Annotated in this window: 15 protein-coding genes; 8 read left to right on the top strand and 7 right to left on the bottom strand. The window is 48.4% G+C overall.

Translation table 11 applies throughout. The features are described 5' to 3' along the window. Nucleotides 1-428 precede the first annotated feature (428 nt). The 7 genes from EKO24_RS15095 to EKO24_RS15065 all read left to right on the top strand — a co-directional run bounded on the left by EKO24_RS15095 (nt 429) and on the right by EKO24_RS15065 (nt 7955). Nucleotides 429-1397, top strand: a complete 969-nt coding sequence (locus EKO24_RS15095; RefSeq protein WP_127028219.1) for an AraC family transcriptional regulator — start codon at nt 429-431, stop codon at nt 1395-1397. 272 nt (nt 1398-1669) lie between these two features. After that, nucleotides 1670-3223: an alginate export family protein gene (locus EKO24_RS15090; protein ID WP_127028218.1), complete on the top strand. Its 1554-nt coding sequence runs from the start codon at nt 1670-1672 to the stop codon at nt 3221-3223. A gap of 11 nt (nt 3224-3234) precedes the next feature. Further along, nucleotides 3235-4476, top strand: a complete 1242-nt coding sequence (locus EKO24_RS15085; protein WP_206667290.1) for an ABC transporter substrate-binding protein — start codon at nt 3235-3237, stop codon at nt 4474-4476. Then, nucleotides 4473-5303, top strand: a complete 831-nt coding sequence (locus tag EKO24_RS15080) for an ABC transporter permease (protein WP_127028217.1) — start codon at nt 4473-4475, stop codon at nt 5301-5303. Before EKO24_RS15085 ends, EKO24_RS15080 begins: the two co-directional genes overlap by 4 nt. 120 nt (nt 5304-5423) lie before the next feature. Then, nucleotides 5424-5969: an OsmC family protein gene (locus EKO24_RS15075; protein ID WP_127028216.1), complete on the top strand. Its 546-nt coding sequence runs from the start codon at nt 5424-5426 to the stop codon at nt 5967-5969. A 52-nt stretch (nt 5970-6021) separates the two neighbouring features. Continuing rightward, a complete protein-coding gene (locus EKO24_RS15070; RefSeq protein WP_206667289.1) occupies nt 6022-7170 on the top strand; it encodes an acyl-CoA dehydrogenase family protein in 1149 nt (382 codons plus the stop codon). Continuing rightward, nucleotides 7167-7955 (top strand): ABC transporter ATP-binding protein, encoded by a 789-nt coding sequence (locus EKO24_RS15065; RefSeq protein ID WP_206667288.1) that lies wholly within the window; start codon nt 7167-7169, stop codon nt 7953-7955. The genes EKO24_RS15070 and EKO24_RS15065 overlap by 4 nt, the downstream gene beginning before the upstream one ends. A gap of 30 nt (nt 7956-7985) precedes the next feature. Here the strand turns inward: EKO24_RS15065 and EKO24_RS15060 are convergent, their stop codons facing one another. From EKO24_RS15060 to EKO24_RS15030, 7 genes are all read right to left on the bottom strand, one after another. Beyond that, nucleotides 7986-9227, bottom strand: a complete 1242-nt coding sequence (locus tag EKO24_RS15060; protein ID WP_127028214.1) for a dicarboxylate/amino acid:cation symporter — start codon at nt 9225-9227, stop codon at nt 7986-7988. Between the two features lie 115 nt (nt 9228-9342). Then, the gene (locus tag EKO24_RS15055) at nt 9343-9522 is read right to left on the bottom strand and encodes a YbdD/YjiX family protein (protein ID WP_196240029.1); all 180 of its coding nucleotides are present in this window, start codon (nt 9520-9522) and stop codon (nt 9343-9345) included. Then, the gene (locus tag EKO24_RS15050) at nt 9522-11591 is read right to left on the bottom strand and encodes a carbon starvation CstA family protein (RefSeq protein WP_127028212.1); all 2070 of its coding nucleotides are present in this window, start codon (nt 11589-11591) and stop codon (nt 9522-9524) included. The genes EKO24_RS15055 and EKO24_RS15050 overlap by 1 nt, the downstream gene beginning before the upstream one ends. A gap of 15 nt (nt 11592-11606) precedes the next feature. Beyond that, a complete protein-coding gene (locus EKO24_RS15045) occupies nt 11607-12002 on the bottom strand; it encodes a type II toxin-antitoxin system VapC family toxin (protein ID WP_127028211.1) in 396 nt (131 codons plus the stop codon). Further along, nucleotides 12002-12211, bottom strand: coding sequence for an AbrB/MazE/SpoVT family DNA-binding domain-containing protein (locus EKO24_RS15040; RefSeq protein WP_127028210.1), 210 nt, complete (start codon nt 12209-12211; stop codon nt 12002-12004). Before EKO24_RS15040 ends, EKO24_RS15045 begins: the two co-directional genes overlap by 1 nt. A 76-nt stretch (nt 12212-12287) precedes the next feature. Then, nucleotides 12288-12677: a type II toxin-antitoxin system VapC family toxin gene (gene vapC / locus EKO24_RS15035; protein ID WP_127028209.1), complete on the bottom strand. Its 390-nt coding sequence runs from the start codon at nt 12675-12677 to the stop codon at nt 12288-12290. Beyond that, the gene (locus EKO24_RS15030) at nt 12674-12868 is read right to left on the bottom strand and encodes a type II toxin-antitoxin system VapB family antitoxin (protein WP_127028208.1); all 195 of its coding nucleotides are present in this window, start codon (nt 12866-12868) and stop codon (nt 12674-12676) included. Before EKO24_RS15030 ends, vapC begins: the two co-directional genes overlap by 4 nt. 323 nt (nt 12869-13191) lie before the next feature. On the opposite strand from EKO24_RS15030, the gene EKO24_RS15025 reads away from it, so the two are divergent. After that, nucleotides 13192-15660 carry an NACHT domain-containing protein gene (locus tag EKO24_RS15025; RefSeq protein ID WP_127028207.1) on the top strand — a complete coding sequence of 823 codons (2469 nt, stop codon included), beginning with the start codon at nt 13192-13194 and terminating at the stop codon, nt 15658-15660. Nucleotides 15661-15745 lie beyond the last annotated feature (85 nt).

Below are 15745 nucleotides of genomic sequence, written 5' to 3'. Positions count from 1 at the left end.
TTAACCAAAGATATTCTTTTACCGCTATCAGTTGTCCTAGAGGCTTTACGGAAAACCAGGCGCCACAATGTATCCTTAACAATAAAAAATGAATGAAAACTACCGAATTTCTGGCCCAATCTTCAGTAAGGCCTAGTATTGGACTCTATTTTGCCTTTCGAAAGAACAGCTTACAAATACAAACCATTATTGAAGATCAAATAGCTGATATTTAAAAATTTTATCTTTACCAGCCCTCTATTTTCTTCACACGCATTTCCAACTAATTTTCATCATAAAAATCTCAATATTAGATATGCTTTTTTGAGAAATACACCTCGATAAAAGTCATTTCTTTAAACCAAAAGCCTCCTCTATACTGGAAATACGTCTAGCCTAACAGCGAAACACTGATTTTTATTTTTAATAACAGTATGTTGAGGATATAAATGCGACCATCAACTGATAATTTAGCCAATTGGCTTCTATCCAGTCTTGAACTCCAAACCACACTGTTTCATGTAGGTCAATATTGCGGCATGTGGCGCGCCGCTCCCTCCGAACATATGCGGGCAGGTTTTCACTTGGTTTTAAACGGCCGCTGCTGGATGCACTTGCCGGAGCATCAAGACAGCATTCCGTTACGCCGCGGCGATGCGGTATTTTTTCTGCGTGAAACTTTGCATTATCTCAGTCCGAACGAGACTCCCGACGATCCCGCGTTATGTCTTGTCAGAGAAGGGTCTATGGCGCCGATTGATGAAAGCGTAGCGGATGCCGTTGCATTGGCTTGCGGCTTTTTTAACTTCAAACCGGGACTGAGCGAAATGCTGCTGAATTCTTTTCCCGATTATTTAATTATCCGTTCGAACAATACAGAATTAGCAGCAAGCACCCGTGCGATATTCGACCTTATTATTGCCGAAGCCAAACGCACAGGCGAAGAACCTTCACCGCTGATCGTGCGCCTAACCGACATCCTGTTTTTTTACGTGATCCGCCAAATGGCGCTGACTCAGGAAATATCGGCGGGCTTATGGGCAGTCGTGCAAAATCCCGAGTTTGTAAAATTATTGGAAGCAATGATTAAGGAGCCTGAAAAAGCCTGGCCTGTTGAAGTCATGGCTAATTTTAGCCACATGTCGCGCGCAACGTTTTTTAAACGATTCAGCAAAACAGCAGGTCAACCGCCCAATCTTTTTCTTGCCATGGTGCGCATGAAAATCGCAGCCCAATTGCTGCGCCAAGGGCGCAGTATCACGCAGACTGCCGAAAAAGTGGGCTACCAATCCGAATCGGCTTTTTCCAAGGCGTTTAAAAAAATTGTTGGCCAGCAACCAGGGGCTTACCAGCGTAACCGCGCCAGATTCAACATAAAGTCCGGTGTAAGCGACGCGTTTCCCAATCATTTTGTTTAATCCTGGCTTTAAGCATGAGTCGGCCGATTCCTGAAGCGCCGACAAACATATCCCTGTCCGCATAGAAACTTATATGTCCGAAATGATAAGGGGTATGGTCATCAGCTAGCAGATATGCAACCGGATGATTGCGGAGTTTTACAGTTTTATATACCGGAAGCAAAAAGTAGACGAACAAGCAGAATATCGGGATTTATGAACATTTTAATAAATACCCAACCTCAATAGAATTTCAACCTACTAAATTTTATAAGTATAAAGGTAGAAATATCATGCATGTTTGCAAATCAACAACCGACTTAAAGCGCGGGCAAACAGATCTAAAATCATCCGGTAAGTCATCCTTCCCGATTTTCTTGGGAATTCTATCCCTTAGTTTTTACGCTCATGCTGTTAAAGCAGCGGAAACACCTGCTGAAAAGCCATTAGGACAGCTAACCGATAATCTTCGCCTTACCGGTGAATTTCGCGCACGCTACGAAGCCTACGATTTTTTCCAGCCTGTCGGAGCGAGCAATAACAATGAATATGATTTTTGGGGACTTAGAGCCCGTTTAGGTTTAGAGGGCACCAGCCAATATGTCGACGGCTATGTGCAAGGCGAATACAGCGGCATTTACGGCTTGCCTAACAATGCGTTTGCAACACCCGGCGGCGCATTAGGCCTGGGTGCTTTGTATTACACCGAAAACAATCGTAACGATTCGCCCAGCGACGTGCACCTGAAACAGGCTTATTTGAATTTCAAATTAACACCCTTAGGTTTTAAAGGGGCCAATCTGAAATTAGGCCGCTTTGAAGTGCAGGACGGTTTGGAATACAAAACCGGGGATGCAAAATTCGACACGCTCAAATTAACGAGGGTTTCGCAACGCTTGCTGGGCACGTTTGATTTTGCCCACGCCACACGAAATTTCGACGGCGTATCGGTAGGTTACGACCAGCCTAAATACAATTTCACCGCAAGCGCAACGCATCCGACTCAAGGCGGCTTTAATTTAAATGCGCAAGATGAAATCAGCAAAATCGATCTTGTTTATGCCGCGCTCACCAGTAAAAAAGATGCGCTGTTAGCGGGCACTGAAAGCCGGCTGTTCTATTTATATTACGGCGACAACCGCAACACTCAGGTTATCGATAACAGGGCGGCCAACCAAAGACCGCTGTTAAGCCAGCAAAGTCTGCAAATCCACACTATCGGCACCCATTGGCTGACAGTACAGAAACTAGGACCGGGAGCGGTCGACGGTTTGCTTTGGGGAGCTTATCAATTCGGCGATTGGGGCAACCTGAGCCAGCAAGCCTACGCTTTCGATATAGAAGCGGGCTATCAATTCACCGATTTACCGTTAAAGCCTTGGTTGCGAGGCGGCTATTTTCAAGGCTCCGGCGACAGCAACTCAAGGGACGGCAAACACGGCACTTTCTTTCAGGTTTTACCAACCATCCGTCTTTATGCCAAGTTCCCATTTTTTAACCTGATGAACCTGAACGATGCTTTCGCACAGTTCATTGTCACGCCAACATCGACAACAAAAGTCGGTATCGATTTTCACCATTTGTCGTTAGACGAAACCAACGACTTGTTCTACGCGGGTTCCGGCGCCGGCTCACAAGACAGTTCCTTCGGTTTTTTGGGCCGTCCGGCAACCGGCAACAGCACGATAGGCGAACTGGTCGATGTGAGTTTCACTCATAACATCACCAAGCAATTATCTTGGACAGCCTACTACGCCCATGCTTTCGGCGGTAATTATGTAGACAATTTTTATCGCAACAAGCGAGACGCCGATTTTGCTTTTGTGGAATTTAATGCGAGCTTTTAAAGGATAAAACCATGCGAAAAAAATCCCCCCCCGTCACTCCGCAAAACGATCAAGACTTACATCAATTGGGAGCCTGTTCATGCTGCTCAATGTCGCGGCGCGACTTTATGCAATTAACCGCCGTGCTGGGCGCGGCCGCGTTATTGCCGAATAAAATAACGCGAGCGGCAACGGCTGACGGCGCTGGCACTTTACACCCGTTGCGGATCGGTTATTTGCCGATTACCGATGCGTCGCCTTTTCTGGTTGCGCATGCGAAAAAATTCTATGCCGAAGAAGGCCTTGACGTGGAACAACCCAAACTTTTCCGCGCCTGGCCGCAACTGGTTGAAGCGTTCTTGGCCGGACAAATCGACGTTATTCATTTGTTGGCGCCGACAACGCTGATGGTCCGCTATGGCAGCAAATTCCCGGCAAAAATCGTTGCCTGGAATCATGTGAACGGTTCGGCGCTGACGGTTGCACCTGACGTCAATAACTTGCGTGATCTGGCAGGCAAAACCGTTGCGGTACCATTTTGGTTTTCAATCCACAACGTCATCCTGCAACACTTATTGCGAAAAGAAGGTCTGGTTGCCGTTTCCAAATTTTCAGGTAAAGCCAATGAAGTCAAATTAGTTATTATGCCTCCGCCCGACATGCTTTCCGCATTGGCTAACGGCAGTATTGCCGGCTATATCGTTGCCGAACCTTTCAATGCGGCCGCCGAAAATTTAAAAGTCGGCAAAATTCTCCGATTTACCGGCGATGTTTGGCAATCGCACGCATGCTGCGTCGTGTTTATGCGCGAAGCGGATTTGGAACTGCGTCCGGAATGGTCACAAGGCGTCGTTAATTCGATTGTCAAAGCGCAGCGCTGGATACGCGAAAACCGCCAGGAAACCGCGCAAATATTATCGAAAGAAAGCGGCAACAATTACACGCCGCATCCGCAAGCTGTCCTTGAACGAGCGCTTTCTCATTACGATGCTGATACTTATAGTCAACAGGGCGCTTTGCAGCATGTGGATTGGCAACAACGGCGCATCGATTTCCAGCCGTTTCCTTATCCTTCTTATACCGAAGAACTGGTACGTTTGCTAAAACTGACCCATGTTGAAGGCGATGTGAAGTTTTTGAACGGGCTTAATCCAAGCGCTGTTGCCAAGGATTTGGTCGACGACCGTTTTGTGCGCAAGGCCATTGAAAAAGCGGGCGGCGCTAAAGCCTTTGATTTACCCGATTCGCTGTTGCGTAAGGAAAATCTGGCATGAGCGCGCTGCCGATCGATATTCGGGTGCCCAGGTTCCAGCTTTTTAGCCCGCGCATAAAGCGGCTTGGCAACTCAACATTGCTGGCTCTATCGGGTATTTTCATTGCCGTGTTTTTGTGGTGGTTAGGAACAAGTCCATTCTTAAGCGAGAACACAATCTTGGCCGGCTTCGCGCCCGACGCCTGCTTTCGTGCATTATTACAGCTATTGCAATCCGGCGAAATATTTACCCATGCCGCTGTCAGCTTGCAGCGGGTGTTGCTAAGTCTGTTATTTGCTTTATTAGTCGGGATTCCTCTTGGCCTCATTGTCGGTTTATCCAGACGGCTGGAAAAAGCGACAAGTCCTTTGTTTCAGTTTATCCGCATGATTTCACCGATTTCGTGGATGCCGTTGGCGGTTATGGTTTTCGGCATCGGCGATGCGCCCGTTTATTTCCTGCTCACCATCGCGGCGGTTTGGCCGATCATGCTGAACGTATCGGCCGGTGTGCATGCCGTCGATCCGTGCTGGCTAACCTTGGCAAAAAGCCTGTGCGCAAGCCGTTGGGAGACGGTCACGCGCATCATCGTTCCTGCGATTGTCGCGCATGCGTTAACGGGCATCCGTCTGGCTATCGGCATCGTTTGGATTGTACTGGTTCCGGCCGAAATGCTCGGCGTCAGCGCGGGCCTTGGCTATTTTATTCTCGATACCCGCGATCGCTTGGCTTACCCGGAATTGATGGCGGTCATTTTAGTGATCGGTTTAATCGGCTATTTACTCGACCTGTCCGCGCGTCTTTTTATAAGGCATTTTGTTCATCATCGCAGAAATGCGTTGAATTAAAGCCGGCACAAAATAAACAGACGAATGAACAGAATATTGCGATTCCCGCACATTTCCATCCATTTAGGCAAAAAATAAAATATCGGCTCATTCAATTTTAAATCTAATACGAGAATATTTATGACTAACCAAAATACCGCTTGCCTGTACCCTGATTTGCTCCGTCCGATTGATCAGTCCGGTTTAGCCGACTTGTCCGAAAAAGGTAAAGCCAATCCCGATGCGTTCGTCACCTTGAAAGCAAAGACCGTCTGCGAAGGGCAGTTCCGCAATTTAACCTACATTCGCAACTTGGAACCTTACGTCATTGACGAACCGCCGCACTTACTCGGCGAAGACACCGCGCCTAATCCTTCGGAAGCCTTACTAGCGGCTTTAGGCGCTTGTTTGTCGGTAGGGATTCATGCCAATGCAACCGCGCGCGGCATTGCTTTAAGCAAATTGGAATTAGCGTTGGAAGGCGATATTAACGTTACCGCGGTCTGGGGCGTCGGCGATTTGTCGTTGGAAAAGCGTTTGGGCTTTACAGCAATTCGCGTCAACATCAGCGTTGAAGGCAACGCTTCGCACGAGGAATTACAAGACATTATTGCTCACGCCAACCAATGGTCGCCGGTTGCGAACACTTTACGCAACGCTGTTGCGGTTGAAGTCTCGTCAAACTGACAAGCCATGTAAACCCGCCCTCACCTTATCAATCATCAACATCAATGACTTTATGAATGCAACGAGCTCTATCAACAACGATTCTCTGCACCATCAATTACCGGCGATGACCGATATTAAGCACTTAATTGCCGACCGGTTAAAACCGCGCGTGACGGCAATCGATCTTGAAGGTGAATATCCGCAGGATTTTTTGCATTCGTTAGGCGCTTTGGGCGGGTTTGCAGGCGTCGTTTCCCCTGCTTACGGAGGCAACGGTTTAGGCTTGGCCCACAGCATAGAAGTCATGGAGGAAACGGCTAAAGTCTGCCTGTCTTCAGCGTTCTTAATATGGTGCCAAACCGCTTGCCTGCGCTACCTGCAACTCTCCGAGAACGACAAAGTTAAAAACGAGCTTTTAGCTCATCTGGCTTGCGGCCGCTTGCTCGGCGGGACAGGGCTGTCTAACACCTTAAAAGCCAATGCCGACATTGAACGCTCCTTACTGAAAGCCCATCGTGTTGCCGGAGGCTACGTGATCAACGGCAATTTACCGTGGGTGTCGAACCTTGGCAAAGGACATTATTTCGTTACCGGTTGTCCGTTAGAAAATGACGGACGCTTGGTGTTTTTTGTCGTCGATTGCAATCAGCAAGGTTTTCGTTTGGTGGAAGGCACCCATTTCACCGCACTGGAAGGAACGGGAACGCTGGCTTGCCAGTTCAGGGATTGCCGGATTAGCGATGACCGCGTGCTGGCGCATGCCGAAGATTCGGCGGCTTATCTGGCAAAAATTAAACCGGGAATGATTCTGGGCCAGATGGGCATGGGGCTGGGATTAATCGGCAGCTGCATCGACCTGATTGCGGCAGTCGGTTCAGCGCAGTCATCGATCAACCAGTACCTTGACGATCAAGCCGATGATTTATCAGTGCTTCTGGAATCGGCCCATCGGGAAACCTACCGTTTGGCGGCGCTATTGGATAGCGATCCAAATGCTCAAATTCTGCCCGACGTCTTAAAAGTACGCCTGGCAGGCGGCGAGCTGTCTTTACGCGCCGCACAAGCGGCCATGCTGCATCAGGGCGCGAAAGGTTACCTGACGCATTCGGCAGCGCAACGAAAACTCCGCGAAGCCTATTTTATTGCGATTGTCACCCCTGCAATTAAACATCTACGCAGTGAATTAGCCTGTCTGGCACAGCGAGGCATCAGTCATTGAATACGCCCTTATTGCAAATCAACAACCTATCGAAAGCTTACCAAGGCAATCGGCAAGTCTTTGCCGATATCAATTTTGAAGTTAAAGCGCACGAAGTCATTTGTCTGCTCGGCGCGAGCGGCTGCGGTAAATCGTCACTATTGAAAGCTTTAGCCGGATTACACCCGGTCAACGGCGGTGAAATTCTATTTAAAGGCAAACCGCTTCATAAACCGGATGCAAGCATTGGCTTGGTATTTCAAGCCCCTTGCTTATTGCCTTGGCTCAACGTGCATCAAAATACCGCTTTTCCGTTGACCTTACATCGCGAATCCAAAATCAGCCAGGCTGAAATTCAAACGCAAACGGATACAGTCTTGCAATGGGTTGGATTACGTGATTCCGCTGATGTTTATCCGGATCAATTATCGGGCGGGATGGCGCAACGGGTCGCATTGGCAAGAGCCTTGGTTAAAAGTCCCGATATTTTGTTGATGGATGAACCGTTCAGCGCGCTTGATGCAATTACGCGGCTCAATATGCAGCAATTACTGCTGAAATTGATCGCTCATCGCCGTAACGCCGTATTATTGGTCACTCACGATATAGACGAAGCGCTTATATTAGGCGACCGCATTATACTGATGGGAGACACGCCGGGACGTATCGTCCGCGAATGGCAAATTACGATGCCGCAACCGCGCGCCAAACACCTTCATGAACTGATCGAAACGCGCATGGCTATTTTGGAGGAATTGTCCGAAGTAGCAGGCGAACACCTGCTTCCCAATGGCGCTGTAGTCTAAATTTCTGATTTTTGCCGACAACCGAAAACACTATCGCAGCGCTTTCTCCCACCGGCTGACCAGCGCGGCCGCCATGCTATTGCCGAACACATTAGTCGCGCTACGTCCCATATCCAACACCTGATCGACAGCCAGCAACAACAGTAAACCGGCTTCGGGAATATTAAACATCGACAAAGTAGCGGCAATCACAACCAGCGAGGCCCTGGGTACGCCAGCCACGCCTTTGCTGGTGAACAACAGCACCAACAGCATGATCAGCTGGTCGCCCAACGCCATATCGATGCCGTAAGCCTGGGCAATGAATAGCACCGCAAACGTCATATACATCATGCTGCCGTCCAAATTGAACGAATAACCCAGCGGCAACACCAACCCGCAGACTTTCTCGTCGCAACCGAAGCGTTCCAATTGCTGCAACAGTTTTGGATAAGCGCTCTCGCTGCTGGCCGTACCGAAAGCCAGCAACATTGGTTCTCGGATATGCCGAATCAACGACAGGGTTTTATGCCCTAAAATCAGGAAGCCGACGCAACCCAGTGAAACACACAATAGCAGTAACCCTAAATAAAACTCCCCGATAAAGCGTCCGTAAGACAACAACACGCCGATACCGTTTTGCGCGATAACCGCAGCGACCGCCGCAAACACCGCAACCGGCGCAGTATGCATCACATAGCCGGTGACTTTCAGCATGATGTGCGTCAACGAATCGAGCAACTTGACGGTCGGGTGAGCCAGTTCGTCCAGCGACGCGCAGGCCATGCCGAAAAACATTGCGAACACGACGATCTGCAAAATCTCGTTAGCCGCCATCGCTTCGATAATGCTTTTCGGAAACATGTGACCAACAAAATTGCTCAGTGTCGGCGCGGCTTGCGGCAAGCCGGTTTTAGCCCCGGCTTCAGGCAGCGCCATATGCAACGAACTGCCCGGTTCAAAGCCATTCACCAGCAGCATGCCCAACAGCAAACTGAAAATCGACGCCGAAAAAAACCACACCATCGCTTTGATGCCGACTCGCCCGACGGTCTGAATATCGCCCATTTTAGCCATGCCGACAACCAGCGTCGAAAAAACCAATGGTGCGATAATCATCTTGACCAGACGCAGGAAAATATCGGTCAGCGCGGCAAAGATCCCGATGACCTGTTTCATTGCATCGGTTCCGGCCAGCGTCAGGTTAAGCAGCTCGCCAACAATGATGCCGAGCACCAGAGCCACGGCGACATAGAGGGTTTGGCGATTGGGGTGTTGGGCGTGAGTCGTCATAAACCAAAGAACCTTATTAAAATTTTAAAGATTTCACCACGAAGGCACGAAGAGCACGAAGTTTTATTCCTTCGTGCTCTTCGTGCCTTCGTGGTGAATAAAAAAACCTACCTAGCTAACAACACCGCTTAACCCCATTCCATTTTTCATCCTGCCATTGCTTGAAAAATGCTTCTTTGCTTAACGGCGTATCGCCTTGATGATGTTCGGCATGATGCTGTAAATAACGTTCGTAAGCGTCGTCGCCGGACAAACGGCGAACGCCCTGCCAAAACGCTTTGAATTTGCCCAACATCAATCCCTCACCCAATCTTCAATTAATTGGCTTGGACAATGCGGCGCCTCCGCCAGCGGCAATACTGGTTTCCCGGCCAGATAACGGCTGCAAACGCGCAACATATCGAACACAATCAGCCACAACAACGCGACAAAAAACAAAGTCAGCCAGCCGTCCAATTGCTGGTTAAAGATCAACTGCGGCGCAATGGCCGCTTTCTCAGGAGGCAGCGCGCCAGCGGCCAGTTTGCCGGCCAGATCGTTAGCCGCGGAAAAGAAACCGATACGGATGTTATCGCTGAAGATTTTCTCCCATGCAGCAGTGGTAGTAATCGTCACCAACCACGCCAACGGCACACCCGTCACCCAGGCGTATTTGAGCTTACCGGATTTAACCAAAATACCGGTCGCCACACACAGCGCAATCGCGGCCAGCATTTGATTGGCAATACCGAACAGCGGCCACAGAATATTGACTCCGCCGTTCGGGTCGATCACACCGATATACAGAAAATAGCCCCAACCTGCGACAACCAACCCGCTTGTCAAAACGACCGACGGCGTCCACGAAGTCTCGCCCAGTTTCGGCCAGATATTGCCGAGCATGTCCTGCAACATGAAACGGCCGACGCGGGTGCCGGCATCCAGCGTAGTCAATATAAAGATAGCCTCGAACATAATCGCAAAGTGATACCACAACGCCAGCATGCTCTCGCCGAACGCGCTGCCGAAAATACTCGCCATGCCGACAGCCAAAGACGGCGCGCCGCCGGTCCGGGCAAACAACGTCGCCTCGCCCATTTGACTGGCTAGAAGCTGCATCTGGTCGACTGTGACCGGAAAGCCCCATGAGGAAATTTTGGCAACCGCATCGACAGCCTCTTTGCCAACCACGCCGGCCGGGCTGTTGATCGCAAAAAACACACCCGGATCGAGCACCGTCGCGGCCATCATCGCCATGATCGCCACAAAAGATTCCAATAACATACCGCCGTAGCCGATCATGCGTATCTCGCGTTCATTGCTGAGCAGTTTCGGCGTGGTGCCGGACGCAATCAGCGAATGGAAGCCGGAAATCGCGCCGCAAGCAATCGTGATGAACACAAACGGGAACAACTTGCCGCCGAAAATAGGCCCGGTGCCGTCGATGAACTGCGTCAACGCCGGCATTTTCACAGTCGGTTGCAACATGATAATCGCCACCGCCAACAGAGTAATCGTGCCGAGCTTTACATAAGTCGACAGATAATCGCGCGGCGCCAGCAACAACCAAACCGGCAGAATCGCGGCCGCGAAACCGTAAGCCATCACGCACCAAGCCAGTATCAAGCCTTCATGATCGAACCAAGTGCGCAAAGTAGGATTGTGATCGATCCAACCGCCGCCCATGACCGCCAGCAACAATAAAATCACACCCAACGCCGAGGCTTCCAGCACTTGGCCGGGTCGGAAATTGCGCATATACAAACCGACTATCATCGCAATCGGAATCGTCGCCGACACCGTCGCGGTCGCCCATGGGCTGTGCTTCATCGCATTGACGACGACCAAGCCGAGCACCGCAATCAGGATGATCATGATCGCGAACGTGCCGATCAGCGCCGCCGTGCCGCCCAATGCGCCGAGCTCTTCGCGCGCCATTTGCCCCAAACTTTTCGCATCGCGCCGGGTCGACAAAAACAACGTCACCATATCCTGCACACAACCGCCCAGCACCGCACCGAACAAAATCCACAACGTGCCCGGCAAATAGCCGAACTGCGCGGCCAGCGTCGGCCCGACCAGCGGCCCCGGTCCTGCAATCGCGGCAAAATGGTGTCCGAACACGATCCATTTATTAGTCGGCACAAAATCGCGGCCGTTATCTAAACGTTCGGCCGGCGTCGCCCGCGTTTCGTCAACCGCCAGCACCGTGGCGGTAATCCATGCCGCATAAAAACGGTAGGCTATCGCGTAAATGCACAAAGCGGCGGTGATGAACCACAGCGTATTGATATGCTCGCCGCGGTTTAAAGCAATCCCGCCGACGGCTGCCGCACCGAGCGCCGCAACCAGTACCCAGATGGAGTTTTTTAGTAAATTATTCATCAGTCAGATTCTTTATTATTGTTGTTGAGTTGTCCGTTTTTTCGAGAAATAAATGACTTCCGGCAAATCCTTAAAATGATCGTCCGCCGTTACCAGCGGCACATCGACCATTCTTGCGGAAGCATAAATAATCGCGTCGGCAAACGATAATTGATGTTGCAAAGCTAGGTCTGCCGCATACAGGGCTAACCGGGTCGTCAATGACAAGATCCGTCCTTGTTCGGTTAGAGCGATAACATCCAGGGCTTCAACTTCGCTTTTTTCCCGTTTCGCCCATTTATAAAGTTCAAATTGCAACGTAGTGGGAACAATCAATTCAGCCGGCTCTGCCAAATACGGCGCAAAGGCATCCGCTAACCGGCCGTCGGTTAACCATTCTATCCAGCAGCAGGTATCGACCAGCGCCGCCATTAGATTCTATCCTGATGATCCCTGTAATCGTCAGGATTGCAACCTTTAAAACTGCCTCTAGCCGCGGACAATGAACGAACCGGAACCAACTCAATAATGTCGCCTTTAGCGATCAGCGTAAACTGCTGCCCCGCTTTCAGGTCAAGTTGATCCCGAATGGATTTAGGTATCGCCAACTGGAACTTGCTGGATAATTTAGCCGAAATCATACAAACCTCTTGATGATGTTATCGATCGAGTAAAAGTAAAATCATAGAGATTACTTTGGCTTGAGGCAAGGATTGGTTATACGACCTGCAAACCTAAAAATTGCTGAAAAGGTTGAAAATCCTTATCCGAATGCAGTAGCGGTAGTTCGTTTTCAATGCAGAAAGTGGCAATCATCGTATCGATGGTTTTGCGGATCGTAATGCCTTGTTTACGCAACAGCCTGAAATTCTCTGTGCTTTTTAAACTCAGGTTTACGCCCAACATGGCATGAACTGGCAAGGAACAAAGCAAGTTTTTTGCAGTCTGATAATCGGAATCCGATCTAAACCCTTGCAGCACTTCAGCCAGAATCAAATCCCCGGTGCATACCGGCTGAACGCCCAGTAAATTATCCAGCTTCTTGGTTGCCAATGTTTCCGTGCCGTTGAAGTAGTCGATCCAAACACTGGAATCGACCAGAATCAACGGTCAGTCCTCATTTGCTCCAAGTCGCCGTCCCATTTTAATTTACCTTTAAAAGCTTTAATGCCCTCTTGCTGTTTCAGCATCAACAAGGCTTTTAAACCGAGCTCTACCGCTTCGCGCTTGGATTTTGCTCCCGTCGCTTTTAAAACATCGGCCATTAGGGTGTCGTCAATGATTATATTGGTTCGCATCGTATTGACCTTGTGTAATGATCTTATAAACAATACACATTAGAGCATGTGTGCCAGACTGATTCAATTTCGCTAGAGCCAGAATTTAGACAATTTCTTTTCTGCTCAAATTAATCGTTATTGGCAAACTGCCTTTTGCGCCGTAGACTGTCTGCTAAATAACATAGCGGTTAAGTTTCTTTATAACTTTGAACTTTGTTCGTTAATTCGGCACTGCAAACACTCCAATCACTATTGTTTTTCCCTTTTACTAAATCCACTGTGAGCTTGACGAGGTTTTTTTACCCCATCCGAGTGGCTAAATGTTGACCCAAGGACACAACATGCTAATTGAAACAACTTTGTTAAAACCAGCCGCCGTTAAGGTAGCGGGTAGCTTGAGCGCCACATTTCTGAGCAAAAAAGTATCCGCCCACCAAAACAACAAAGCTCAGCAAAACCAGATTCAGCTTTGCATTGAAGAGCTTTGTGAACAATGGTTACTATCCGTCATGAAAAGTCTTTCGGCGATGGATTATGAAGACCAAGCCTTACGGGATTTCTTCCAACACTATAATCATGATTTAGAACGTTATGTTAAAGATGAACAAGTCGCCGAAGAATTATTAAAACCGTTAAGCGATACGGGAAGCCAGTATCAGCTTAACAGCGAGCTGTTACATCAACGCTGGCAAGAACTTGATCTGCAAGCCTTGCCGGAAAACTTTGACATACAAGAAATCTGCAAGTTGTATGTCAAACGCGTACAGAAACAAAGTATCGTCTCACCCGATTTACGCAGCCTTTACCTTGCTCAATTAAGCCAAGACTCCGCCAATTATTTACAAGCCCTGCGTGGCGCTTGGCCGGATTTCGATCTAGATCAATACAAAGCCCGATTGAGCGAGCGTTACAAAGTCCTGGATTTATCAGCATTAACGCCGCCAACACGGGATGACAACGACACCCGGCTAATGCTGCAAGATGTGTTTATGCCGCAAACTGTCAAAGAAAGCCGCCCACCCAGCGAACTACCCAAAGAACGCTGGCAACAATTACAAAATCAAGACAACATCAAAAACTCACCGGAAGCTTTTCGTAACGATGAGTTTGCGCGGCTCCAAAAAAGCTGGGTACAACAAAGCTCAAAACCGGTTTTGGATATTTTCACCCGACATAAACTGATCGTATTAGGCGATCCTGGCTCAGGTAAATCCAGCTTAGTACGTTATTTATTACTCAGCTGTTTAAATCCGCCCAAAAATGACACTTGGCTGGAGCCGTTAAAAGGGCATTTGCCGTTATTGATTGAGCTGCGTTCCTATATAGCGGCAGTCACGGGCAAGCACTGCGATAATTTTCTGGATTACTTCCATTACCTTGGCAAATCGGAAGGCTACGCGCTCAATCATCAGGAATTGAAAAAGCAATTAAAAAACCGTTCTGCCTTGGTCATGTTCGATGGGCTGGATGAAATATTCGATCTTGCTCAACGCGAAAAAATAACCCAGGAAATTATCGGTTTCGGCAACGATTATCCCAAAGCCAAAATCCTGGTAACATCTCGTATCATCGGTTTTGACGGCGCGGCTTTACGTCATGCCGGATTTAGCGAATATACGCTACAGGACTTATCGCTTCCTCAAATTCACGCTTTTGCCCAAGGCTGGTATCAGCTGGTGTTCAAAGATCACCCGCAAGAAGTAACCAACCGTCTGCAACGTATTCAATTAGCCGTTGAACATTCACCCGCCATAGCTCAATTGGCTGGCAATCCACTGTTATTGACCATTATCGCTATTATCGCCAAGCATCAGGAATTGCCGCGTGACAGAGTATTGTTATATGAACATGCAGCAAAAGTGTTATGCCATCATTGGGATGTCACCGGACATAAAATTACTGACTCACACGCCAACTTTATGCTCGATACCGACAAGTTGGATTTATTACGGCGCATCGCAGTAAAAATGCAGCAAGCTCCCAGTGGCTTATCTGGAAATGTAATTCAGAGTGAAGAACTACAACAAGCTATAACCGATTATTTAATCCAGCGTTGGAAACAACCATCTGCAAAAGCTACGCAGTTAAGCCGAGTCATCATAAAACAACTACACATCCGCAATTTTATTTTGTGTTTTTATGGTACCGATTCATACGGTTTCGTACATAGAACTTTTTTGGAATATTTTTGTGCCGCTGAGATTGTGCAACGTTTTGAGAAAAAACAGGAGCTATCGGAAGACGACTTAAAAACCTTGTTTTTACAGCATTACCAGGATGATGTTTGGCATGAAATTCTGCGCCTGATCTGCGGCATGATCGATGCCAAATTTGCCGGGCTGCTGATTGATGCCATATTGACTGAGGAATTAGAGAGTCGGGAGCAAAACGAGGCATTAATACTTGCTATACAGTGTTTGGCCGAAATTTCGGATTTAAGCGAAATAGCCGATACCTCTAAACAAGTTTTGGCTTGTTTGTGTAGGTGGTTTGAAAGAGAGAAGGATTATAGAAATGAAGACATTGAAGAATTGTTTGAAAAAAATGCATTACCGGCAGTGGAGCGTATAGGCAAAAATTGGGTCGGTCGTGAAGATTTTATTAACTGGATAAAGCTGGATAATAAACGAACCTTTAGTTTCAAAGGTTCTTATTGTTTCGGGGGTATGATAGCCGCTATCTGGTCTGACTCTGTTGGTCTACAACAGGATTTACTAGCACTAACTCAAAGCCAGGATATATCAACCTTACATATGGCCTTTGATGCCTTAGCGCGCTGCTTTAACAACTCCACAAGAAGTTTGTTATAGAACTTACGCATTGACAGCCGGTATAGAATATGAGGCATGAACTAACCCTAGGCAACGGAAGGCCCGCCCGTGATAAGAAAAATAA

This window comes from Candidatus Methylobacter oryzae, assembly GCF_003994235.2.
Taxonomy (GTDB): Bacteria; Pseudomonadota; Gammaproteobacteria; order Methylococcales; family Methylomonadaceae; genus Methylobacter_A; species Methylobacter_A oryzae.
The sequence above is the reverse complement of the archived record's forward strand: the minus strand, read 5'-3'. Positions and strand labels throughout refer to the sequence as shown.

Bases quoted from the DNA above. Each gene is read 5' to 3' on its own strand.
- EKO24_RS15095 (WP_127028219.1), top strand. From the start codon at position 429: ATGCGACCATCAACTGATAATTTAGCCAATTGGCTTCTATCCAGTCTT.
- EKO24_RS15090 (WP_127028218.1), top strand. From the start codon at position 1,670: ATGCATGTTTGCAAATCAACAACCGACTTAAAGCGCGGGCAAACAGAT.
- EKO24_RS15085 (WP_206667290.1), top strand. From the start codon at position 3,235: ATGCGAAAAAAATCCCCCCCCGTCACTCCGCAAAACGATCAAGACTTA.
- EKO24_RS15080 (WP_127028217.1), top strand. From the start codon at position 4,473: ATGAGCGCGCTGCCGATCGATATTCGGGTGCCCAGGTTCCAGCTTTTT.
- EKO24_RS15075 (WP_127028216.1), top strand. From the start codon at position 5,424: ATGACTAACCAAAATACCGCTTGCCTGTACCCTGATTTGCTCCGTCCG.
- EKO24_RS15070 (WP_206667289.1), top strand. From the start codon at position 6,022: ATGAATGCAACGAGCTCTATCAACAACGATTCTCTGCACCATCAATTA.
- EKO24_RS15060 (WP_127028214.1), bottom strand. From the start codon at position 9,227: ATGACGACTCACGCCCAACACCCCAATCGCCAAACCCTCTATGTCGCC.
- EKO24_RS15055 (WP_196240029.1), bottom strand. From the start codon at position 9,522: ATGTTGGGCAAATTCAAAGCGTTTTGGCAGGGCGTTCGCCGTTTGTCC.
- EKO24_RS15050 (WP_127028212.1), bottom strand. From the start codon at position 11,591: ATGAATAATTTACTAAAAAACTCCATCTGGGTACTGGTTGCGGCGCTC.
- EKO24_RS15045 (WP_127028211.1), bottom strand. From the start codon at position 12,002: ATGGCGGCGCTGGTCGATACCTGCTGCTGGATAGAATGGTTAACCGAC.
- EKO24_RS15040 (WP_127028210.1), bottom strand. From the start codon at position 12,211: ATGATTTCGGCTAAATTATCCAGCAAGTTCCAGTTGGCGATACCTAAA.
- EKO24_RS15030 (WP_127028208.1), bottom strand. From the start codon at position 12,868: ATGCGAACCAATATAATCATTGACGACACCCTAATGGCCGATGTTTTA.
- EKO24_RS15025 (WP_127028207.1), top strand. From the start codon at position 13,192: ATGCTAATTGAAACAACTTTGTTAAAACCAGCCGCCGTTAAGGTAGCG.